Annotated in this window: 23 protein-coding genes; 18 read left to right on the forward strand and 5 right to left on the reverse strand. The window is 70.3% G+C overall.

Annotation, left to right across the window (positions count from 1 at the left end; all coding sequences use genetic code 11):
• The first annotated feature begins 30 nt into the window (after positions 1–30).
• The 6 genes from ACWEIJ_RS18210 to priA all read left to right on the forward strand — a co-directional run bounded on the left by ACWEIJ_RS18210 (position 31) and on the right by priA (position 5,158).
• Positions 31–693: a thiamine pyrophosphate-dependent enzyme gene (locus ACWEIJ_RS18210; protein WP_449838331.1), complete on the forward strand. Its 663-nt coding sequence runs from the start codon at positions 31–33 to the stop codon at positions 691–693.
• A complete protein-coding gene (locus ACWEIJ_RS18215; RefSeq protein WP_449838332.1) occupies positions 693–1,586 on the forward strand; it encodes a transketolase family protein in 894 nt (297 codons plus the stop codon). Before ACWEIJ_RS18210 ends, ACWEIJ_RS18215 begins: the two co-directional genes overlap by 1 nt.
• Positions 1,587–1,778: 192 nt before the next feature.
• Complete coding sequence (locus tag ACWEIJ_RS18220) at positions 1,779–2,591, forward strand: hypothetical protein (protein ID WP_449838333.1); 813 nt, start codon at positions 1,779–1,781, stop codon at positions 2,589–2,591.
• 10 nt (positions 2,592–2,601) lie between these two features.
• A complete protein-coding gene (hisH, locus tag ACWEIJ_RS18225) occupies positions 2,602–3,237 on the forward strand; it encodes an imidazole glycerol phosphate synthase subunit HisH (RefSeq protein ID WP_355435610.1) in 636 nt (211 codons plus the stop codon).
• Positions 3,234–4,430, forward strand: a complete 1,197-nt coding sequence (locus tag ACWEIJ_RS18230; protein WP_449838334.1) for a hypothetical protein — start codon at positions 3,234–3,236, stop codon at positions 4,428–4,430. The genes hisH and ACWEIJ_RS18230 overlap by 4 nt, the downstream gene beginning before the upstream one ends.
• Positions 4,427–5,158 (forward strand): bifunctional 1-(5-phosphoribosyl)-5-((5-phosphoribosylamino)methylideneamino)imidazole-4-carboxamide isomerase/phosphoribosylanthranilate isomerase PriA, encoded by a 732-nt coding sequence (gene priA, locus ACWEIJ_RS18235; RefSeq protein WP_449838335.1) that lies wholly within the window; start codon positions 4,427–4,429, stop codon positions 5,156–5,158. Before ACWEIJ_RS18230 ends, priA begins: the two co-directional genes overlap by 4 nt.
• Here priA and ACWEIJ_RS18240 read toward each other — a convergent pair.
• Both ACWEIJ_RS18240 and ACWEIJ_RS18245 read right to left on the reverse strand, forming a co-directional pair.
• Positions 5,124–5,825, reverse strand: coding sequence for a Clp protease N-terminal domain-containing protein (locus ACWEIJ_RS18240; RefSeq protein WP_449838336.1), 702 nt, complete (start codon positions 5,823–5,825; stop codon positions 5,124–5,126). The two genes, priA and ACWEIJ_RS18240, sit on opposite strands and share 35 nt — an antisense overlap.
• Before the next feature lie 38 nt (positions 5,826–5,863).
• Positions 5,864–6,247 carry a PPOX class F420-dependent oxidoreductase gene (locus ACWEIJ_RS18245; RefSeq protein WP_449838337.1) on the reverse strand — a complete coding sequence of 128 codons (384 nt, stop codon included), beginning with the start codon at positions 6,245–6,247 and terminating at the stop codon, positions 5,864–5,866.
• A gap of 46 nt (positions 6,248–6,293) precedes the next feature.
• Between ACWEIJ_RS18245 and hisF the strand changes: the two genes are divergently transcribed.
• The 3 genes from hisF to hisI are packed head-to-tail and all read left to right on the forward strand — an operon-like array spanning position 6,294 to position 7,752.
• Complete coding sequence (hisF, locus tag ACWEIJ_RS18250) at positions 6,294–7,052, forward strand: imidazole glycerol phosphate synthase subunit HisF (protein WP_449838338.1); 759 nt, start codon at positions 6,294–6,296, stop codon at positions 7,050–7,052.
• Positions 7,049–7,408 (forward strand): hypothetical protein, encoded by a 360-nt coding sequence (locus ACWEIJ_RS18255; protein ID WP_449838339.1) that lies wholly within the window; start codon positions 7,049–7,051, stop codon positions 7,406–7,408. Before hisF ends, ACWEIJ_RS18255 begins: the two co-directional genes overlap by 4 nt.
• Positions 7,405–7,752 (forward strand): phosphoribosyl-AMP cyclohydrolase, encoded by a 348-nt coding sequence (gene hisI, locus ACWEIJ_RS18260; protein WP_449838340.1) that lies wholly within the window; start codon positions 7,405–7,407, stop codon positions 7,750–7,752. Before ACWEIJ_RS18255 ends, hisI begins: the two co-directional genes overlap by 4 nt.
• Here hisI and ACWEIJ_RS18265 read toward each other — a convergent pair.
• Positions 7,749–8,360 carry a TetR/AcrR family transcriptional regulator gene (locus tag ACWEIJ_RS18265; RefSeq protein WP_449838341.1) on the reverse strand — a complete coding sequence of 204 codons (612 nt, stop codon included), beginning with the start codon at positions 8,358–8,360 and terminating at the stop codon, positions 7,749–7,751. The genes hisI and ACWEIJ_RS18265 overlap by 4 nt on opposite strands.
• Before the next feature lie 38 nt (positions 8,361–8,398).
• Between ACWEIJ_RS18265 and ACWEIJ_RS18270 the strand changes: the two genes are divergently transcribed.
• The 6 genes from ACWEIJ_RS18270 to ACWEIJ_RS18295 all read left to right on the forward strand — a co-directional run bounded on the left by ACWEIJ_RS18270 (position 8,399) and on the right by ACWEIJ_RS18295 (position 14,124).
• Entirely contained in the window at positions 8,399–9,937 is a 1,539-nt protein-coding gene (locus ACWEIJ_RS18270; RefSeq protein ID WP_449838342.1) for an anthranilate synthase component I, read from the forward strand.
• Positions 9,927–10,325, forward strand: coding sequence for a Trp biosynthesis-associated membrane protein (locus tag ACWEIJ_RS18275; RefSeq protein ID WP_449838343.1), 399 nt, complete (start codon positions 9,927–9,929; stop codon positions 10,323–10,325). Before ACWEIJ_RS18270 ends, ACWEIJ_RS18275 begins: the two co-directional genes overlap by 11 nt.
• Positions 10,326–10,457: 132 nt before the next feature.
• The gene (gene trpC / locus ACWEIJ_RS18280) at positions 10,458–11,267 is read left to right on the forward strand and encodes an indole-3-glycerol phosphate synthase TrpC (RefSeq protein ID WP_449838344.1); all 810 of its coding nucleotides are present in this window, start codon (positions 10,458–10,460) and stop codon (positions 11,265–11,267) included.
• 35 nt (positions 11,268–11,302) lie between these two features.
• The gene (trpB, locus tag ACWEIJ_RS18285; RefSeq protein ID WP_449838345.1) at positions 11,303–12,523 is read left to right on the forward strand and encodes a tryptophan synthase subunit beta; all 1,221 of its coding nucleotides are present in this window, start codon (positions 11,303–11,305) and stop codon (positions 12,521–12,523) included.
• The gene (trpA, locus tag ACWEIJ_RS18290; protein ID WP_449838346.1) at positions 12,523–13,317 is read left to right on the forward strand and encodes a tryptophan synthase subunit alpha; all 795 of its coding nucleotides are present in this window, start codon (positions 12,523–12,525) and stop codon (positions 13,315–13,317) included. Before trpB ends, trpA begins: the two co-directional genes overlap by 1 nt.
• A 234-nt stretch (positions 13,318–13,551) precedes the next feature.
• The gene (locus ACWEIJ_RS18295) at positions 13,552–14,124 is read left to right on the forward strand and encodes a Uma2 family endonuclease (RefSeq protein ID WP_449838347.1); all 573 of its coding nucleotides are present in this window, start codon (positions 13,552–13,554) and stop codon (positions 14,122–14,124) included.
• On the opposite strand, the gene ACWEIJ_RS18300 is transcribed toward ACWEIJ_RS18295, so the two are convergent.
• On the reverse strand, positions 14,121–15,269 hold the full coding sequence (locus tag ACWEIJ_RS18300; RefSeq protein WP_449838348.1) for an FAD-dependent monooxygenase: 1,149 nt from the start codon (positions 15,267–15,269) through the stop codon (positions 14,121–14,123). The two genes, ACWEIJ_RS18295 and ACWEIJ_RS18300, sit on opposite strands and share 4 nt — an antisense overlap.
• A gap of 388 nt (positions 15,270–15,657) precedes the next feature.
• Between ACWEIJ_RS18300 and lgt the strand changes: the two genes are divergently transcribed.
• From lgt to ACWEIJ_RS18315, 3 genes are read left to right on the forward strand one after another with little or no spacing between them, the layout of a single operon-like run.
• A complete protein-coding gene (lgt, locus tag ACWEIJ_RS18305; protein WP_449838619.1) occupies positions 15,658–16,629 on the forward strand; it encodes a prolipoprotein diacylglyceryl transferase in 972 nt (323 codons plus the stop codon).
• A gap of 3 nt (positions 16,630–16,632) precedes the next feature.
• Entirely contained in the window at positions 16,633–17,295 is a 663-nt protein-coding gene (locus tag ACWEIJ_RS18310) for a response regulator transcription factor (RefSeq protein ID WP_449838349.1), read from the forward strand.
• Between the two features lie 48 nt (positions 17,296–17,343).
• A complete protein-coding gene (locus ACWEIJ_RS18315; protein WP_449838350.1) occupies positions 17,344–18,693 on the forward strand; it encodes an ATP-binding protein in 1,350 nt (449 codons plus the stop codon).
• Here the strand turns inward: ACWEIJ_RS18315 and ACWEIJ_RS18320 are convergent.
• A complete protein-coding gene (locus ACWEIJ_RS18320; RefSeq protein ID WP_449838351.1) occupies positions 18,683–19,582 on the reverse strand; it encodes a TAXI family TRAP transporter solute-binding subunit in 900 nt (299 codons plus the stop codon). The genes ACWEIJ_RS18315 and ACWEIJ_RS18320 overlap by 11 nt on opposite strands.
• Positions 19,583–19,658: the final 76 nt, after the last annotated feature.

Raw genomic sequence — 19,658 nt, forward strand, 5'->3', positions numbered from 1 at the left:
CAGCATGGTCGAGGTTGAACAGTTGGTGGCATGCAACGGATACCGGAGCTCTTCGCCAGGATGACCGGGGACGAGAAGCACGAGTGGGCGGCGGCCTCCACGATCGACGTGCTCTGGGTCCTCTACGACCGCGTTCTCAACGTCACGCCCGCCACCGCCGACGACCCCGACCGCGACCGGTTCCTGCTCTCCAAGGGGCACGGGCCGATGGCGTACTACGCGGTCCTGGCGGAGAAGGGGTTCATCGACGAGTCCACTTTGGATGATTGGACGTCGTGGGACAGCCCGCTCGGCCAGCACCCCGACCGGGTGCTCGTCAGGGGCGTGGAGATCAGCAGCGGTTCGCTCGGGCACGGGCTGCCGATCGCGGTGGGCACGGCGATCGGGCAGCGGATCCGTCGTAGCCCGGGGCGGACGTTCGTGCTGGTCGGCGACGGTGAGCTGGACGAGGGCAGCAACCACGAGGCGATCGCGGTGGCGGCTCGGCTGAACGTCGCGAACCTCACCGCGATCGTGATCGACAACCGGTCGGCCACGTACGGGTGGCCCGGAGGCATCGCGCGGCGGTTCGCCGTCGAGGGCTGGCAGACCGCCGAGATCGACGGCCGTGACCACGAGGCCATCCACACCGCACTGACCGCGCCGCACGACCGCCCGTACGCGGTGGTCGCCAAGATCGAGAAGGACCGCTGATGACGACGATGCGCCAGGCGTTCATCAAGACCGTCAACGAGGAGCTGGACAACGACCCGCGGGTCGCCGTGGTCACCGCGGTGATCTCCAGCAACGAGTTCCCTCAGGACCGCGAACGCGTGGTGGACGTGGGGATCCGCGAGCAGACCATGGTCGGCGTGGCGGGCGGTCTGGCGTTGGCCGGGCTACGGCCGGTGGTGCACAGCTACGCGCCGTTTCTCGTTGAACGGCCGTACGAGCAGATCAAGCTCGATATCGGCCATCAGGACGTCGGAGCGGTGTTCGTGAGCATCGGCGCGTCCTATGACGACCCGGCGTGGGGACGCACGCACCAGTCACCGGGTGACGTGGCGTTGTTCGACACGCTGCCCGGCTGGACCGTGCACGTGCCCGGTCATCCGGACGAGGTGACGCCACTGCTCCGGCAGGCGCTCAAGGACGAGAACCGGGTCTACATCAGGCTTTCGCTGCACGAGAACGCGCAGGCGTATCCGGTGGGTGAGGGATTCACCGCGCTGCGTCACGGAAAACGCGGTGTGGTGCTCGCCGTCGGACCGATGCTCGACCGGGTGCTGAAGGCGGTCGACTCGGAGAACGCCGACGTCACGGTGTTGTACGCGGCCACGGTCCGACCGTTCGACTCGGACGGACTGCTCGCGGCGGTGCGGGAGACCGACCACGCCGACGTCATGGTGGTCGAGCCGTACCTCGAGGGAACTTCGGCCCATCTGATTTCCGAAGCGTTGCAACCAATCCCGCACCGTGTGCGTTGTATAGGCGTCAAACGACACGCAGAGCTCCGCAACTACGGCACGGCGGAGGATCACGACGCTGCACATGATCTCGACGTGGTCGGGCTGGGGAGCGCTGTGCGGAGTTTCTTCAGGGGGTGAAGAAACATGTTCGCAGTCATGGGGGATGACTGGACCGGCGCGCCTTCTCGCGCCGTTTGAGGGTGAATCGGCGCACGAGCAGGCCCGATGCCTGGTCGTGCGCACTTTCCCGGATGGACTTGAGCCGCAGGAGAGCGGTGTCCTTGGCATGTCTGCCCGAAGCCGTCCGGCCGACGGGGGATGATGTCGCGCGTGAGAATGTTGATCTGGACCCCGTTGAACGCCGCCGAGCTGCAGAAGTCCATGCACGACGCCAGCATCGGCCCAGCGGCGCTCATCCCGGTGCAGTCCGGCACGGTGCTGCTGTTCTCCCCGCGGTCCAGGCAGCTCGACGTGCTGGGCGCGGTGGCGAGGGCGTGCCGGATCGCGGGCACCCGTGCGGTGGCGGCGGTCTGGAACTCCAGCTCCGCGATCGTCTACCCGGAGGTCGCGCGGATCTCGCGCGGGTGGTCCTGGGGTTCGGCGGCTCAGGTGCAGCAGCTCAGCACCGAGGCGAACCAGCACGGACCCGTCGGCCGGTGGTACCAGCGCGTGTTCGGCAAGTTCTCCGACTTCCGCGACCGGGCCACCGCACAGGCCACCTACGCCGAACGGTTCGCGGCGGCCGTGCCGCAGGCCGACCTGAACGCGGTGGCGGATCTGCTGCGTGCCCACCAGGACGGTGCCGGAGTGGTGCCGAGGCTGTTCGCCGCGCTCGGACTGCCGGATGTGGCCCAGGTCGTCGGGCTCGTGGAGCAGGGCCGGGCGGACCAGTGGCTGCGGACGCTCCCCGCACCGGGGCTGCCGTCGTGGGTCGGGCGCGCGCAGCTCCTGTTCTGCCTCGTGGCGGTGGTCGTCCTGTTCGCGCTGTCCACGCCTGAGTGGGTGAAGTTCGTCGTGGTGGTGCTGATGCTGTCCTTCTTCGGTCTGGCCGGGGTCGTGCGGAAGGGTTCGGTCGGCCGCAAGCCGATCAACACCGTGCTGCCGGTCATCCCGGTTACGCAGGGTGCCGCCCCCACCGACTAACCTGGTGGTCGTGGCACGTGTCGTCGTACTTGACTATGGCTCCGGCAACCTGCGCTCGGCCGAGCGCGCGCTTCAGCGGGTCGGCGCCCATGTCGAGGTGACGGCGGACCCGAAGGCGGCGCGCGAGGCCGATGGCCTGGTCGTCCCCGGTGTCGGCGCCTACGCCGCGTGCATGGAGGGCCTGAACTCGGTGCGCGGCGCCCGGATCATCGGCGAGCGCCTCGCGGGCGGCCGTCCCGTGCTCGGCATCTGCGTGGGCATGCAGATCCTGTTCGAGCGGGGCATCGAGCACGGCGTGCTGACCGAGGGCTGCGGCGAGTGGCCCGGCACGGTCGAGCGGCTCGAAGCGCCGATCGTGCCGCACATGGGCTGGAACACCGTCCGCACGCCGGAGGGCTCGCAGCTCTTCGCGGGCCTCGACGAGGACACCCGGTTCTACTTCGTGCACTCCTACGGCGTGCGCAAGTGGGAGCTGGAGCCGGCCGACCACATCAAGGCGCCGCTGGTCACGTGGGCCGACCACGCCGGTGACGAGTTCGTCGCGGCGGTCGAGAACGGCCCGTTGTCCGCGACCCAGTTCCACCCGGAGAAATCGGGTGACGCCGGAGCGCAGCTGCTGCGGAACTGGTTGACTACCTTGTCGTGATCATCCGACTGCTGACGGTAGCCGCGCTGACTGCCGTGCCCGGTGCGGCGGACGCCGCACCGGCGTCGTTCCAGGACAACTTCGACGGTGCCGTCCACACGGAGCTGACGCACGGCCTGAACGACAACCTCAAGCAGCGCCAGGGCACCGGTGCCGTCACGTACAGCCTGGTCGCGGGCGAGTCCGCGCACGTCAACGACCCGAGGCAGCCCGGGGTGCTGTCGTTGCGCGGCACCGGGACGGCCGTGCGCCTCGACGCGCCCTCCACCGGTTCGACGCTCTCGGTGAAGCTCACCCCGGCCGCGGACGGGTGGTCGTCGATCGTGCTCGCCCGGTCGGCGAACAGCACCGGCGACCCGTCCAACCAGGACATTGATCTCGGGTTCCGGTTGCGCCCCAACGGGAACGTGGAGATCTCGCAGCCGGGCCGGCCGGTGGTCCGCTCGTCGGTCACGCCGCGTGCCACGTTCGGCGTCACGCTGAAGATCGTCGGCACCGCGCTCGACCTCACCGTCAACGGGGAGCACCGGAAGATCACGCTCGGCACCGCGGTGCCGACCGGCAGGCTGTGGGTCTACCTGGGTGCGGGCAGCCCCACGGCCGCGAGCCTGGTCGACGACCTGCGGATCGCCGCGCTCGACTCCGACGACCTGCGCAAGCCGCCCGGTTCCGCGCTGCGCTACTACGGCTACCTCGGCGCCCGTGCCCAGGACGTGCGCGGGCACAGCAACCTCATCCTGGTCGAGGCGGGCGCGGAGCAGCGGGGTGCCGACGGTTTCGTGGTCTCCGACGCGGGCACCGCACGCGAGATGAGGAAGCGGTTCCCCGGCAAGAAGATCCTGTTCGCCGCGGCCGCTTCCGCGATCGACGACACGTTCGCGGTGCCGCCCGAGGCCGACTGGGCCGGGTTCGTCGACCACTGCGGTGGTTACGACGAGATCGAAGCCACGATGACCGAGCTGGAGCGACGCGCACCGGGCAAGGAGCTCTTCCTGCTACCGGCGAGGTCGTGCGCGGACCGGACGGACGTCGATCTGGCGAGCAGGCAGTACCTGCACCTCGCGCTCGCGCAGCAGCACCCGCGGTTCGCCGGGTTCCTGGTCACGCCGGTCGCGCCCGGTTTCGCGCGCACCGCGGACGCCCAGGAGCGCGTGGCCGCGCTCGTGCTGGGGGACGCTAGGCTGAGCGGGTGACGTTCACACTCCTCCCCGCTGTTGACGTGGCTGATGGCAAGGCCGTCCGCCTCGTGCAGGGCGAAGCCGGTACCGAGACGAACTACGGCGAGCCGCTCGACGCGGCGCTGCAGTGGCAGCGCGACGGGGCTGAGTGGATTCATCTGGTCGACCTCGACGCGGCGTTCGGCCGCGGCTCGAACCGCGAGCTGATCGCCCGCGTCGTCGGCGAGCTGGACGTGCGGGTCGAGCTGTCCGGCGGCATCCGCGACGACGCGTCGCTGGAGGCCGCGCTGGCCACCGGATGCGCCCGCGTGAACCTGGGCACGGCCGCGCTGGAGGACCCGGAGTGGTGCGCGAAGGCGATCGCGGCGCACGGCGAGAAGATCGCCGTGGGCCTGGACGTCCGCATCACCGAGCAGGGCCACCGGGTGAAGGGCCGCGGCTGGACGTCGGACGGTGGTGACCTCTGGGAGGTCCTCGACCGGCTCGACCGCGACGGCTGCGCGCGTTACGTCGTGACGGACGTGTCGAAGGACGGCACGCTCACGGGCCCGAACCTGGAGCTGCTGAGCGAGGTCTGCGCCCGCACCGACGCCCACGTGATCGCGTCCGGCGGTGTGTCCACTGTGGACGACCTGGTCGCACTGGCGAAGCTGTCGCGCGACGGCGTGGAGGGCTCGATCATCGGCAAGGCCCTGTACGCCGGTGCTTTCACGCTCCCGGAAGCACTCGCTGCGGTCCGTTGACCACCTTCTCGACGTGAGCGGCCGCGGCCGCGTGCGTGACTCCGGTGGAGTGCAGCACGCCGGCCGCGGTCCCGTCCTGTTCGAGCAGCACGCCGAGCAGGATGTGCTCGGTGCCGATGAACATGTGGCCCATCCGCAGCGCCTCGCGGACGGCCAGTTCGAGCGCCTTTTTGCAGTGCGTCGTGTACGGCTGCTTCTCGGGACGCTGCTTGGCCTCGTGGTCGAGCCGGTGCAGGACCGCGATGCGGGTGCTGCCGTCGCCCGACTCCAGCTTCGCGATGGTCTTCGCGGCGAGGCCGCCGGACTCGTCCAGCAGGCCGAGCAACAGGTGTTCGGTGCCGATGCGCTCGCTGAACCGCGCGTGGTGCCGGGCCAGCGCGATGACCCGGCGGGAGCGCTGGGTGTAGCGCTCCATCGACGGCTTGGTGAGCTCCGGCGACTCCTTGGGCACGAACCGCTTCTGCGCGGCCTGCTTCGAGACGCCCAGGCTCTCGCCGATCTCCGACCAGCTCGCGCCGCCGCGCCGTGCCTCGTCGACGAAGTGGCCGATGAGGTGGTCGCCGAGCTCGTTGAGCTGACCGCTCATCTCGACCGCCTTCGCGAGCCGGGGCAGCGCCTCGTCGGCCTCCCTCGCCACCGCGACGATGAGGTCGGTCAACTGGATCATGCGTCAACTTTAGGTTGACGATCAGGTGCGGGTCAACCTCAGGTTGACGCCGGCGTGATCTCGATGCCGATGGTGCCCGTGCGGCCGCGGCGCAGCCTGCTGCCCGTCATGGTCAACCAGCCCATGAAGCCGTACTTCTTCACGATCCGCGCACGGACGTCGTCGCTCGCGTTGTCGTCGAGCAGCCTCGCGCGCGCCTTCACCGACTCGCCCTTGGGGTTGCCGCGGAAGTCGCACGGCCCGACTTCCACGTCACCGCTGCGGCGGATCCGCTTGACCTTGCCGGTCTCCTTGGCGCTCCAGGCGTAGATCACGTCGTCGGTGTCGCCGGGGGCGACCCAGACCGGCGTGGGCACCGGGGTGCCGTCCTTGCGGAACGTCGTCAGCAGCAGGTACTCGCCGCGGCCCAGTTCGGTGATCATGGTGTCGCAGCGTAGTCCCGGCAGGCCGGCTTGTAGGCTTTCGCGCATGTCAGTGGCTGTTCGCGTCATCCCCTGTCTCGACGTCGACCGGGGCCGGGTGGTGAAGGGCGTCAACTTCACCAACCTCGTCGACGCGGGCGATCCCGTCGAGCTGGCCAGGGCGTACGACGCCGAGGGCGCCGACGAGCTGACGTTCCTCGACGTGACGGCGTCCAGCGGCGACCGGGAGACGACGTACGACGTCGTCCGGCGCACGGCCGAGCAGGTGTTCATCCCGCTCACGGTCGGCGGCGGCGTGCGCAGCCCCGAGGACGTGAACAGGCTGCTCCGCGCGGGCGCGGACAAGGTCAGCCTCAACACCGCCGCCATCGCCCGGCCTGAGCTGCTGCGCGAGTGCTCGGAGCGGTACGGCGCGCAGTGCATCGTGCTGTCCGTGGACGCGCGGCGCGTGCCCGGCGGCACGGGCTTCGAGGTCACCACGCACGGCGGCCGCACCGGCACCGGCATCGACGCCGTGGAGTGGGCGGCGCGCGGTCAGGAGCTGGGCGTCGGCGAGATCCTGCTGAACTCGATGGACGCCGACGGCACCAAGGCCGGGTTCGACCTCGAACTGATCGAGCTGGTCCGCCGCGAGGTCGACGTGCCGCTGATCGCCAGCGGTGGCGCGGGCGCGGTCGACCACTTCCCGCCCGCGGTCGCGGCCGGTGCCGACGCCGTGCTCGCGGCCAGCGTGTTCCACTTCGGGCAGCTGCGCATCGGCGAGGTCAAGGACGGCCTGCGCCAGGCGGGCGTCGTGGTGCGATGACACCGGTCGAGGTGCGGGTGGCCTCGGCGGTCGCGCTCGGTGGAGCAGTGGTGTTCTTCGCGGTGGGACTCGTGCTGTGGCACGCGACCGGGGACGCTGCCGTGCTGAAGCTGCCGTCGTTCGTCGCCGTCCTCGAACTTCCCGTCGCGGCGGCGTTGTTGTTGCGGCTGCGGTTCATGCACTACCCGGCGATGGTCGTGTTCATCCTCGTCGCACTGCTGCACCTCGTGATCGTCCTGGCCGACGGCCCGTCGTGGGCGCGCGTCGCGTCCGGCGTGCTGTCCGCCGTGCACATCTACGGAGTGGTCCTGCTCAACACCGGACCCGCTCGCGAACACCTGGGAGGATCCCGTTGAGCAGCCCCCTCGATCCCGCCGTCTCCGCCCGGCTCAAGCGCACGGCGGACGGCCTGGTCTGCGCCGTGGTCCAGCAGCGCGGCACCGGTGAGGTGCTGATGGTGGCGTGGATGGACGACGAGGCGCTGCACCGCACATTGACCACCCGCCGCGCCACCTACTACTCGCGCAGCCGGCAGCAGCTGTGGGTGAAGGGCGAGACGTCCGGGCACACGCAGTACGTGCACGAGGTGCGGCTCGACTGCGACGGCGACACGTTGCTGCTCACCGTCGACCAGGTGGGCGCGGCCTGCCACACGGGTGACCGCACGTGCTTCGACGCGACGGTGCTGCTCGCGCCTTAGGTCAGGTCGCCGGTGAGGTAGCGCTGCATGTTCGGCGCGATCGCCCTGACCACCGTGTCGAGGTCCGCCGAGGCAAGCGGCTCGAAGTGGACGACGTACCGGACGATCCCGAGCCCGACCATCTGGGTCGCGCACAACGTGGCGCGCAGTTCGCGCTGCTCGGCGCCGATCTCGGTCAGCAGGTTCTTGAAGATCGCGTTGACGAAGAACGACTTCAGCGCGTTCGCGACCTCCTGGTGGCTCGTGACGCTGCGGATCAGGGCGGCGAACGTGCCGCCGCCGGTCGCGTCCCAGATGGTCACGAAGTTGCGGATGATGCGCTCGCCCGCCTGCTCCACCGGGCCGTCGACGAGGCGTTTGAGGATCTCGGACGGGTCGAACGGGAGCTGCAGCACGGCCTGGGCGAACAGGCCCTCCTTGCCGCCGAACCAGTGGTTGACCATGGCGGCGTCCACGCCCGCCCTGGCGGCGATCGCGCGGACCGTCGCGCCGTCGTAACCCTTCTCGACGAAGGTCTCGCGTGCCGCGGCGATCAGCGCGGCCCTGGTGTCCTCGCCCGCGGCTCGGCGGCCACGACGTTTCTGGTTCACTTGCTCCACAAGGGTCATAGTTCAACAGATGTTGAATTTATGCAACAATTGTCCTCATGGTGAGCGTCATCGGGGCTGTGGCCGCCGCTGGTCTGGGGGCCGTGAGCCCAACGCGCGAGGACTTCCGCGAGCTGGCCGTCAACCGCCGGGTGATTCCGGTGGTGCGCAGGTTGCTGGCGGACGCGGAGACGCCGGTCGGTCTCTACCGCAAGCTGGCCGCGGACCGGCCCGGCACGTTCCTGTTCGAGTCGGCGGAGAACGGGCGGTCGTGGTCGCGCTGGTCGTTCATCGGCGTGCGCTCGTCGGCGGCGCTGACGGCGACCGGTGGTGAGGCGTACTGGACGGGCACGCGGCCCGTCGGCCTGCCGGACGGCGGCGACCCGTTGCAGGCGCTGCGCGAGACCATCGAGGTGCTGCGCACCGACCCGTTGCCCGGTCTCCCGCCGCTGACCGGTGGCATGGTCGGCTACATCGGGTACGACGCGGTGCGGCGGCTGGAGCGGCTGCCGGTCATCGCCGAGGACGATCTGCAGATCCCCGAGCTGGTCATGCTGCTCGCGACCGACCTGGCCGCGCTCGACCACCACGAGGGCACCGTCACGCTCATCGCCAACGCGATCAACTGGGACGACTCGCCGGAACGCGTGGACGCCGCGTACGACGACGCGGTGCGGCGCCTCGACGAGATGACCGTCGCGCTGCACACGCCCGCGCCGCCGACCGCCGCCGTGTTCTCGCGGCCGAAGCCCGAGTTCCGGCGCCGGCGCTCGCAGGCGGAGCACTTCGCGGCCGTCGAGAAGGCCAAGGAGGCCATCCGGGCGGGCGAGGCGTTCCAGGTCGTCGTGTCGCAGCGGTTCGAGATCGAGACGGACGCCGACGCGCTCGACGTCTACCGGGTGCTGCGCGCGACCAACCCCAGCCCGTACATGTACCTGCTGCGCCTCGACGGCTTCGACATCGTGGGCTCCAGCCCCGAGTCGCTGGTCACGGTGCGCGACGGCAAGGCGACCACGCACCCGATCGCGGGCACCCGCTGGCGCAGCGAGGACCCGGAGGAGGACGCGCTGCTGGAGAAGGACCTCCTCGCCGACCACAAGGAACGCGCCGAGCACCTGATGCTCGTCGACCTCGGCCGCAACGACCTGGGCCGCGTCTGCAAGCCGGGTTCGGTGCACGTCGTCGACTTCTTCAAGGTCGAGCGGTACAGCCACGTCATGCACATCGTGTCGACCGTGACCGGTGAGCTGGCCGAGGGCAAGACCGCCTACGACGCGGTCGCGGCCTGCTTCCCGGCCGGCACGCTGTCGGGTGCGCCGAAGCCGCGCGCGATGGAGCTCATCGAGGAGCTGGAACCCACCCGTCGTGGCCTCTACGGCGGCGTTGTGGGCTACTTCGACTTCGCCGGGGACGCGGACACCGCCATCGCCATTCGCACCGCTCTCGTGCGCGATGGGGTGGCCTACGTGCAGGCCGGAGGCGGCATCGTGGCCGACTCGGACCCGCTGGCCGAGGACAACGAGTGCCTGAACAAGGCGGGCGCGGTGCTGGCCGCGATCGCCACGGCCCAGACGATGCGGCCCGCAGTTGAAAGCTAGTCCACTGTGGATCGCCGCACTCCTGCTCGTGGGTGCGGCGGGTGCCTTCTGGGGTGCGGGTTCCGTGCCGCTGGCGCTGCTGAGCCTGGCCTCCGTCGCGGCGGCGGTGGCGCTCAGCGGCGTGGCGCGCCGGGTTCTCGGCGGGTTGCTGGTCGTCGTGGGCGTCGCGGCGGCGTTCAACGGCCACTGGCTCGCGATCGCCGGTGGTGTGCTCGTGGTGGCCTCCGGCGTGCTTCAGGTAGCGCTCGGGGGCCGGATGCCGAAGATCGGGGTGGGCGGGCAGAAGACCCGCGCGCACGATCCGGAGGCCGACCTGTGGCGCGCGCTGGAGCGCGGAGATGATCCGACCGACGATAAGACCCCCGGCGGGCCTTCCTCGGACGAGTGAAGATCATCCATACGCGTTCACGCATGTGGCACGTGCACAACCTCGGCTAGCTGCGTGGACACCGAACCCCCGGTGGCTGGGGCGTTACTCCGCCGGGGTTAGCATCCCCATAGCGGGAAGGGGAGCAAGACTGTGACGGTTCTCGAGTCGATCCTCGAAGGTGTGCGTGAGGATCTCGCCGCTCGCGAGGCTCAGTTGTCCTTCGACGTCGTCAAGGAGCGCGCGGCCAGGACAGCCCCGCCGCTCGACGTGATGTCAGTGCTGCGCGGTCCGAACGTGGGCGTCATCGCCGAGGTCAAGCGCCGCAGCCCCTCCAAGGGCGCGCTGGCGGAGATCCCCGAGCCGGCCGAGCTCGCGTCCGCCTACGAGGCGGGTGGCGCGTCGGTCATCAGCGTGCTGACCGAACAGCGGCGGTTCGGGGGGTCGCTCGCGGACCTCGACGCGGTGCGCCGGGCGGTGAAGGTTCCCGTGCTGCGCAAGGACTTCATCGTGTCGCCGTACCAGGTGCACGAAGCGCGCATGCACGGTGCGGACCTGGTGCTGCTGATCGTGGCGGCGCTGGAGCAGAACGCGCTGGTGTCGCTGCTCGACCGGGTCGAGTCGCTCGGCATGACCGCGCTCGTCGAGGTGCACACGGCCGAGGAGGCCGACCGCGCTCTCGAGGCGGGCGCTTCGGTCATCGGCGTGAACGCGCGCAACCTCCACACGCTGGAGGTCGATAAAGACGTTTTCGGCCGGATCGCTCCAGGACTACCCTTTGAGACGATCAAGATCGCCGAGTCGGGCGTGACCGGGCCCGGCGACCTGATGGCCTACGCCGGAGCGGGCGCCGACGCGGTGCTCGTCGGTGAAAGCCTGGTGACCAGCGGCGACCCCAAGGCCGCCGTGAACAAGCTCGTGACCGCCGGGTCGCATCCCGCGTGCCCGCGGCCCAGTCGATGAAGCATCATCGATAACTGCGTTAGAGGAGTTACCCGATGGGCCAGTTCACGCCCACGCCGCACGATCCCGACGCGCGTGGCCACTTCGGCCCGTGGGGTGGCCGGTTCGTCCCGGAGGCCCTGATCGCGGCGGTCGACGAGCTGGCCGCGGAGTACGACAAGGCGCGCCTCGACCCGGACTTCGTGAACGAGTTCCAGCGCCTGCTGAAGGACTTCGCCGGCCGTCCGTCGCTGCTGACGGAGGCGCCGAAGTTCGGTGAGCACGCCGGTACGCGGATCTTCCTCAAGCGCGAGGACCTGAACCACACCGGTTCACACAAGATCAACAACGTGCTCGGTCAGGCGCTGCTGACCAAGCGCATGGGCAAGAAGCGCGTGATCGCGGAGACCGGCGCGGGCCAGCACGGCGTGGCGACCGCGACGGCCTGCGCGCTGCTCGGCCTCGACTGCGTCGTCTACATGGGCGAGGTCGACACCGAGCGGCAGGCGCTGAACGTGGCCCGCATGCGCCTGCTCGGCGCCGAGGTCATCCCGGTGAAGTCCGGCTCGCGCACGCTCAAGGACGCGATCAACGAGGCGTTGCGCGACTGGGTCACCAACGTCGACGAGACGCACTACCTGCTCGGCACGGCCGCGGGCCCGCACCCGTTCCCGCTGCTGGTGCGCGACTTCCACCGGATCATCGGCATCGAGGCGCGCGAGCAGATCCTGGAGAAGGCCGGGCGGCTGCCCGACGCCGTCGTCGCGTGCGTCGGTGGCGGGTCGAACGCCATCGGCATCTTCCACGGGTTCATCGACGACCCGGACGTGCGCCTGGTCGGCGTCGAGCCCGGTGGCGCCGGTGTGGAGACCGGCAGCCACGGCGCGACGCTCACCGCCGGCACGCCCGGCTCGCTGCACGGCGCGATGTCGTACGTCATGCAGGACGAGGACGGGCAGATCACCGAGGCGCACTCGATCTCCGCCGGTCTCGACTACCCCGGGGTCGGCCCTGAACACTCGCACCTGAAGGACATCGGCCGGGCCGAGTACTTCCCGGTGACCGACGCCGAGGCCATGGAGGCGTTCGCGCTGCTGTCGCGGACCGAGGGCATCATCCCGGCGATCGAGTCGTCGCACGCTCTGGCGGGCGCGTTGAAGCTCGGGCCGTCGCTGGGCCCGGACGGTTTGCTCGTGGTGAACCTCTCCGGTCGTGGGGACAAGGACATGGACACGGCCGTGAAGTACTTCGGCCTCGCTGACGGGGGACAGGCCTGATGTCGTTGCTGTCTGACGTGTTCACCAGCGCGCGGGCGGAGTCGCGTGCGGCGCTGGTCGGGTACCTGCCGGCAGGTTTCCCGACGGTTCAGGGCTCCAAGGAATACCTCCGTTCGATGGTCGAGTCCGGCTGCGACCTGATCGAGGTCGGCCTGCCGTACTCCGACCCCGTGATGGACGGCCCGACGATCCAGGCCGCCGCCGAGCAGGCGCTGGCCGCCGGGTTCCGGGTGCGCGACGTGTTCGACGCGGTCTCCGCGGTGGCCGACGCCGGCGGCCGCGCGGTCGTGATGACCTACTGGAACCCCGTGCTGAAGTACGGCGTGGACGCGTTCGCCCGCGACCTCGCCGCGGCCGGCGGGCTGGGTCTCATCACGCCCGACCTGGTGCCGGACGAGGCCGCCGACTGGATGGCCGCCTCCGAGGCGCACGGACTGGACCGGGTCTTCCTGGTGGCGCCGTCGTCGACGGAAGACCGCATCGACATGACCGCTCGCGCGTCGTCCGGCTTCCTGTACGCGACCGCGGTCATGGGCGTGACCGGCGCCCGTGACGTGGTGTCGTCCGCAGCTCCTGAGCTGGTCGCGCGGGTGCGGGCGCACTCGTCGATCCCGGTCGGTGTCGGTCTGGGCGTGAAGTCCGGTGCGCAGGCTGCGGAGATCGCCGGGTTCGCGGACGGTGTCATCGTCGGTTCTGCTTTCGTGTCGGCTGTGGTCGAGGGTGGGGACGCGGCGGTGCGGGCGCTGACCGCTGACCTGGCCAAGGGCGTGCGGTCGGCGGCCGCCACGGTCTGACGGGGTTTTCGAGAGCCGCTCGGCCTTCGGGCCGGGCGGCTTTTCGGCGGTTTGGAGCTCCTCCAAGAGGATGACACAGATTCGAACACCTGATCGAGTGAACCTGGGTCGATTGGCGGCAAAACCGCCGTTGACTGTCGGTCTGACCTGCGATCGTGGCGCCATGCACAAGCCAGCTATCCGCCCGGCGTGCCACACTGGTACTCGCCGGGCGGTTTTCGGAGGTGATGCCCAGTGGCGGCTCCAGCAGCTGAAGCCAAGCCGGACTACCTGCTGCCCAACCACGAGGGGCCCTGGACACTCGAAGACGTCCTCGCGTTGCCGGAGGACAACAGTCAGCGCATCGAGCTCGTTGACGGGATGCTCTACGTGAGCCCGCTGGGGACCGCCGTGCACCAGCGTCTGGTGTTCGAGGCGTCATACGCGTTGCGTGGAGCGTGTCCGAAGGAATTCGAGACCACGATCGAACTCAACGTCCAGTTCGACGGCGATCGGCTGTTCATCCCGGACTTCACCGTGCTGAAGCGCAGAGGGGCCAAGGGGCTGACCGTGCCGGCGGCGGACGTGCTCCTCATCGGCGAGGTGATCTCCCGGAGCACCAAGGTGAAGGACCTGGTGGTCAAGCGCCAGGTCTACGCCGAAGCCGGGGTGTCCTACTACCTGATCATCGATCCGGCCAAGGACGTCCCCAAGGCGACGTTGCTCGAACTCGGGGAAGAAGGAAAGTACGTCGAGATCGCGCGCAGCGAGAACGGCGTGCTGACGTTCGAGCGGCCGTTCCCGGTCACGATCGAGCTGCCCTCCTAGCCGTACAGCCACTCCAGCCGTTCGTGCAGGTCGGCCGCAGTCCACGAGGCGAACATCGCGTCACGGGCCGCGGCGGCGTCACCGGCCGGGTGGTAGACCTCCCGCCCCATCAACCGTGAGGCGTGGTGGACGCGCGCGGTCCGCGCACAGCGCACAGACACGTACCGCGCAAAGGAGCCGGCCACGTCACGCGGATCGAACACCGATGAGAGGCACACGGCGTCCTCCAACGCCTGGCAGGCCCCCTGAGCGGCGTACTGCAGGACCGGATGGGCGGCGTCGCCGAGCAGCACGACGCGTGAGTCCTGCCAGTTCGTGATCGGCGCTCGGTCGCACAACACCCACGCCCGCCACTCGCCGGCCAGCTCCATGATCCGCGCCGCGTCGTCGCACAACGGCCGGAAGTGCCGCACGACATCGGCGTGCTCGACGGGCTTGCCGGTCATCGGCTCGGCGGCCCCGTTGTCGGCCGTGGCCACGAGGTTCACGTACCGCCCACCGGCGATGACGTACCAGACCACGTGGTAGCGCGGCCCGGCCCAGAGCGTGACGACGTTCTCCTTGAGGTCGCGCGGCACGTCCTTGGCGGGAATGACCGCGCGGAAGGTGGTGTGCCCGGACACCTGCGGATCCCCGTCACCCACGAGCTGCCGCCGCACCGCCGACCGCAGCCCGTCCGCCCCGACCAACGCCGACCCGCGCACGAGCTCACCCGACCGCAGCACCGCCGTGACGCCGTCCGCGTCCTGCGCGTAGCCCTCCACCCCGCTGTTGACCCGCAGGTCGATGCGCTCGTCGTTCTGGCAGGCATCCAGCAACGGCGTGAGCACGTCGTTGCGATGCACCACCGCGTACGTCCCGAACCGCTGCTGAAAGCCGGCGTCGATCGGCAGGTGGGCGATCAGCCTGCCGGAAACGCCGCACCGCAGCCGCAACTCGTCCACGTGCACGGCCCGCGACCGCACCACCGCCCCCACGCCCAGGGAGTCGAGCATCCGGAACCCGTTGGGCCCGACCTGGATGCCGGCGCCGATCTCCTCGAACACCGCCGCGGATTCGAGCACCGTCACGCGGTGCCCGGCCCGCGCGAGCCCGAGCGCCGCAGCCAGGCCACCGATACCGCCGCCGACCACCAGGATCGTCATGTCCGACCTTTCGCGCGTCCGCCACAGCCCGCGTCCGAGTATCTCGGGTCGGCGATCACGAACCCCCTAAGAAGGTCACCAGCCCGCTCGGCCTGGGTCACACGGGTGGGAGAACCGGCCTTGGGTGCGGATCGGGTGGCGCGGGCGAGGCTGGGACGGTTCGGACCTGCGGTGAGTTGCCGCCTGCGAACCGGGAATGGGCGCGAACGGATGCCAGGTCGCCTGTGAACTGTGGCGGCGCGACCGCGGACGGCCGAATCGCCTGGTCACGAGCGAGGCGACGCCAGACGCCCAGGACCTCATGCGAAGTTCACCAAGGTCGCGAACCCCTAACGAAGGAGCGTCCCGGCGAGACGTCACGGGGGCCACCGGTACGGTGGGCGCTGTGTTGAACGCCGTCCTGGCCACGATCCCGAGCCCCGACCAAGGTGTGTGGCACCTCGGTCCGCTCCCCATCAGGGCCTACGCGCTGTGCATCATCGCCGGCATCATCGTCGCCATCTGGTGGGGCGAACGCCGCTGGGTCGCCCGCGGGGGCATCAAGGGCGAGGTGACCGACATCGCCGTGTGGGCGGTGCCGTTCGGCCTCGTCGGTGGGCGGCTCTACCACGTCATCACCGACAACCAGAAGTACTTCGGGCCGGGGAAGAACCCCCTCGCGGCGCTTGAGATCTGGAACGGTGGCCTGGGCATCTGGGGTGCGATCGCCCTGGGTGCGGTGGGTGCGTGGGTCGGGTGCCGGCGCAAGGGCATCCCGCTGCCGGCGATGGCGGACGCGCTGGCGCCGGGCATCGTCACGGCGCAGGCCATCGGGCGGCTCGGCAACTACTTCAACCAGGAGCTCTACGGCGGCGACACGACGTTGCCGTGGGGGCTCGAGATCTACCGCCGCGTCACGCCGGACGGGCGCGAGGACGCGCTGGCCGGGGTGGCGATCGACCACACGCCGATCCAGGTCGTGCACCCGACGTTCCTCTACGAGCTGCTGTGGAACCTCGGTGTCGCGCTGCTGGTGGTGTGGGCGGACCGCAAGTTCCGGCTGGGTCACGGGCGGGCGTTCGCGCTGTACGTGGCCGGGTACACGGCCGGGCGGTTCTGGATCGAGCTGATGCGCTCGGACGAGGCGACGCTGATCTTCGGCACGCGGGTCAACGTGTTCGTGTCGGCGCTGGTCTTCCTCGGCGCGCTCGCCTACTTCGTCGTGGCGCGGTCGCGGGGTGAGCGTGAGGACGTCGCGGCGCTTCGAGCCGGCAGCGCACCCGATGACGAAGAGGTCGTCGCCGCGGCGGACGACGACGTGAAGGACGAGAAGAGCTCCACGGAGTCCGTCAACTCCCCGGAGTCCGTCAAACCGGAGTGATCTGTGCGCGTGCTCGTCGTCGAAGATGACGACCGGGTGGCCAGAGGCCTGCTGACCGCGCTGCGGCACGCCGGCTACGAGGTGCATCGGGTGGCCACGGCCGCCGACGCCCTCAAAGCCGCTCCGGCGGACGTGGTGCTGCTCGACCTCGGCCTGCCCGACGGCGACGGCCTGGACGTGTTGCGCGAGCTGCGGCACCGTCCCGGCACGGCCGTGATCACGGTGACCGCGCGCGGTGAGGAACGGGAGCGCGTGCTCGGGCTGCGGGCGGGCGCGGACGACTACGTGGTGAAGCCGTTCGGCACCTCCGAGCTCCTCGCGCGCATCGAGGCCGTGCTGCGCAGGACGCGCACGCACCGCGCCGGGCCGGACAGCGAGGGACCGATCCAGGTCGGCGCGCTGCAGATCTCCGCGTCGACGCGTGCGGTGACGCTGGCGGGCACGCCGTTGTCGTTGACGCGCAAGGAGTTCGACCTCCTCGCCCTGCTCGCGGCCAGGGCGGGCGAGGTGGTGAGCCGCGACTTCATCGTCGACCAGGTGTGGCAGGCGCACTGGGAGGCGCCGTCGCGGACGCTGGACACGCACATCGCGGCGTTGCGCGGCAAGCTCGGCGGGCACGTCAAGATCGAGACGGTCAGGGGTGTCGGTTACCGCCTCGCCGGGTGATGAAGCTCCGGAAGACATCCACTGGCGGGTGCGGAACAATCGCGGCTGATGCTCCGCCGACTGCTCGCCATCACCGTTCCGCTGCTCGTCGCCCTGGTCGCGGCGCTCGGCATCCCGCTGGCGTCCGCGGTGGTGCAGCGCGAAACCCAGACCACCTACCTCGACCGGCTCGGTGACGCGAGACGGTTCGCCTCGCTCGCCGAGAGCGCGTTGCAGTCGGACCGGCTCCTCCCGCTCGACTTCGAGATCCAGCGCTACGACCAGCTCTACGACATCCCGGTCGCCCTGGTCAGCGCCGACAAGCGGGTGCTGCTCACCTCGCGCCGCGGCTTCAACCCCACCGCCGATCCCGCGGTCGTCGCGGTGCTGAACGCGGCGCTCAACGGCATCCAGCCCGACACCGACTACTCGGGCTGGCCGTGGCGCACCGGGCCGATGGTCGTCGTGGAGCCGGTCGGACGGGACAGCGAGGCGGTCGCCGCGGTCGTCACCATCTCGCCGACGGGTGCGCTGCGCGCCGAGGTCCTGCGCCAGTGGGGCCTCATGGCGCTGGCCGGGCTGGCCCCGATGCTGGCCGTGGTCGCCGCCGCCTGGCCCATGTCGCGGTGGGTGCTGCGGCCGGTCAGCCGGCTCGACGAGGCCACCGCGGCGGTCGCGGCGGGCAACCTGGACGTGCGCGCGGACGAGGTCGGCGGCCCACCTGAGCTGCGCCGGCTCGCCAGAAGCTTCAACACCATGGTCGACGTCGTCGGCAAGGCGCTGAACAGGCAGAAGGCGTTCGTGGCCGACGCGTCGCACCAGCTGCGCAACCCGCTCGCCAGCCTGCGGCTCGCCGTCGACAACCTCTCGCCGCACGTGGACGGCGAGCACGGCCGGGAGGCGCACCAGATCGCCGTCGAGGAGGCGGAGGAGATGGGCCGCGTGCTCGACACGCTGCTCGCCGCGACCCGCCTGGACAGCGCGCGCAAGACCGAACCGGTCGAGCTCGACCAGCTGCTCGCGACGCACCGGCCCGCCTGGCAGGCGCTCGCGGCCAAGTCGGGCGTCGCCCTGGAGATCGACGTGCCGGCGGGCCTCACCATGCAGGAACCGCCCGGCGGGCTCGGCAGCGTGCTGGACGAGCTGGTCAGCAACGCCATCAGGCTCGCCAACGCCACCGAGGTCCGGATCACCGGCAAGCCCGGCGAGCTGCACGTCGTCGACAACGGCGACGGGCTGTCCGCGGACGAACGCGAGCACGCGCTGCACCGGTTCTGGCGGGCCACCAAGCACCAGAACGTCGCGGGCACCGGCATGGGCCTCGCCATCTGCGCCGAGCTGATCGAGTCGGCCGGTGGCACGCTCACGCTGCACGACGCCGGGCCGGGCCTGGACGTGAAGGTCGCTCTCAGCGCTTGACGGACCGGAACCACCTCGCGGCACCGTCGTGCAGCGGCACCATGCCGGTGGCGATGCCGGTGCGGACGTTGATCCGCGCCGCCTCCGGGTGACCGCCGACGATCCGCGCGGTCTCGGTGAACACCGTGCGGGTCACGACCTCGACGACGTCCGCGCTCAGCGACTCGTGCGCGAGCAGCAGGTTCGGCACCGCGAACGTCTTGTTCGACGGCAACGCGTCGTAGGTCTTCGCGGGGATCGTCGCCGGGATGTACGGGCCGCGGAACGTGTCGGCGAACGCGATCGCCTCGTCCGGGATGTCGACCAGCTTCACGTTGCCGCGCAGGCCGGTGATCGCCGGTGTCGGGATGCCGGTCAGCGCGAGCATCGCGTCGAGCGACCCCTCGGCGACCCGGCGTGACGCCTCCGCGTGCGCCATGAGCTCGACCATCGCCGACACACCGAAGTTGTTCAGCATCCGGGTGCCGGTGAACTCCGTGCCGGAGCCCTTGGGGCCCAACGAGATCCGCTTACCCGCGAGGTCGCCGAACTTCTTGATCGGCGAGCCGGCCGGCACCGCGATCTGCATGAAGCTGTCGTAGAGCCGCCCGACCGCGCGCACGCTCTGCGGGTCGTCGATCGGGTCCAAAGAGGACAGGGCGAGCTGGGCCTTGCCGGAGGCGAGCAGCTTGAGGTTCTCGACGGAGGCCGCGGTGGGCAGCGGGATGACCTTGGTGCCGGGCAGCTGCTCGGCCAGCGCCTCCGCCAGCGCGCCGCCGACCTCGCGGAACACCGCACCGTCCGGTCCTGTCGCGAGCACGAGCTCCTGGGGTGCGTCGACCTTGCGCGGGGTACACCCGGCGAGACCGAGAGCAGCCCCTAGCAGAAGCGTGCGACGGCTGAGCGACACGGAGAAAGACTAGCCGTTACGTCAGAGCTGTCTGAAGTTTCCGTGTGTCGGCTTGTCGCTGTGCGTGGCGCGGCTC

Source organism: Lentzea sp. NPDC004789 (assembly GCF_053601075.1).

What these genes read in the sequence shown, in the direction of transcription:
- ACWEIJ_RS18215 (WP_449838332.1), top strand. Translation starts at nt 693, where the DNA reads ATGACGACGATGCGCCAGGCGTTCATCAAGACCGTCAACGAGGAGCTG.
- ACWEIJ_RS18265 (WP_449838341.1), bottom strand. Translation starts at nt 8,360, where the DNA reads ATGACCCTTGTGGAGCAAGTGAACCAGAAACGTCGTGGCCGCCGAGCC.
- ACWEIJ_RS18240 (WP_449838336.1), bottom strand. Translation starts at nt 5,825, where the DNA reads ATGATCCAGTTGACCGACCTCATCGTCGCGGTGGCGAGGGAGGCCGAC.
- trpA (WP_449838346.1), top strand. Translation starts at nt 12,523, where the DNA reads ATGTCGTTGCTGTCTGACGTGTTCACCAGCGCGCGGGCGGAGTCGCGT.
- ACWEIJ_RS18270 (WP_449838342.1), top strand. Translation starts at nt 8,399, where the DNA reads ATGGTGAGCGTCATCGGGGCTGTGGCCGCCGCTGGTCTGGGGGCCGTG.
- ACWEIJ_RS18315 (WP_449838350.1), top strand. Translation starts at nt 17,344, where the DNA reads ATGCTCCGCCGACTGCTCGCCATCACCGTTCCGCTGCTCGTCGCCCTG.
- ACWEIJ_RS18210 (WP_449838331.1), top strand. Translation starts at nt 31, where the DNA reads ATGCAACGGATACCGGAGCTCTTCGCCAGGATGACCGGGGACGAGAAG.
- ACWEIJ_RS18245 (WP_449838337.1), bottom strand. Translation starts at nt 6,247, where the DNA reads ATGATCACCGAACTGGGCCGCGGCGAGTACCTGCTGCTGACGACGTTC.
- ACWEIJ_RS18300 (WP_449838348.1), bottom strand. Translation starts at nt 15,269, where the DNA reads ATGACGATCCTGGTGGTCGGCGGCGGTATCGGTGGCCTGGCTGCGGCG.
- trpB (WP_449838345.1), top strand. Translation starts at nt 11,303, where the DNA reads ATGGGCCAGTTCACGCCCACGCCGCACGATCCCGACGCGCGTGGCCAC.
- hisF (WP_449838338.1), top strand. Translation starts at nt 6,294, where the DNA reads ATGTCAGTGGCTGTTCGCGTCATCCCCTGTCTCGACGTCGACCGGGGC.
- ACWEIJ_RS18255 (WP_449838339.1), top strand. Translation starts at nt 7,049, where the DNA reads ATGACACCGGTCGAGGTGCGGGTGGCCTCGGCGGTCGCGCTCGGTGGA.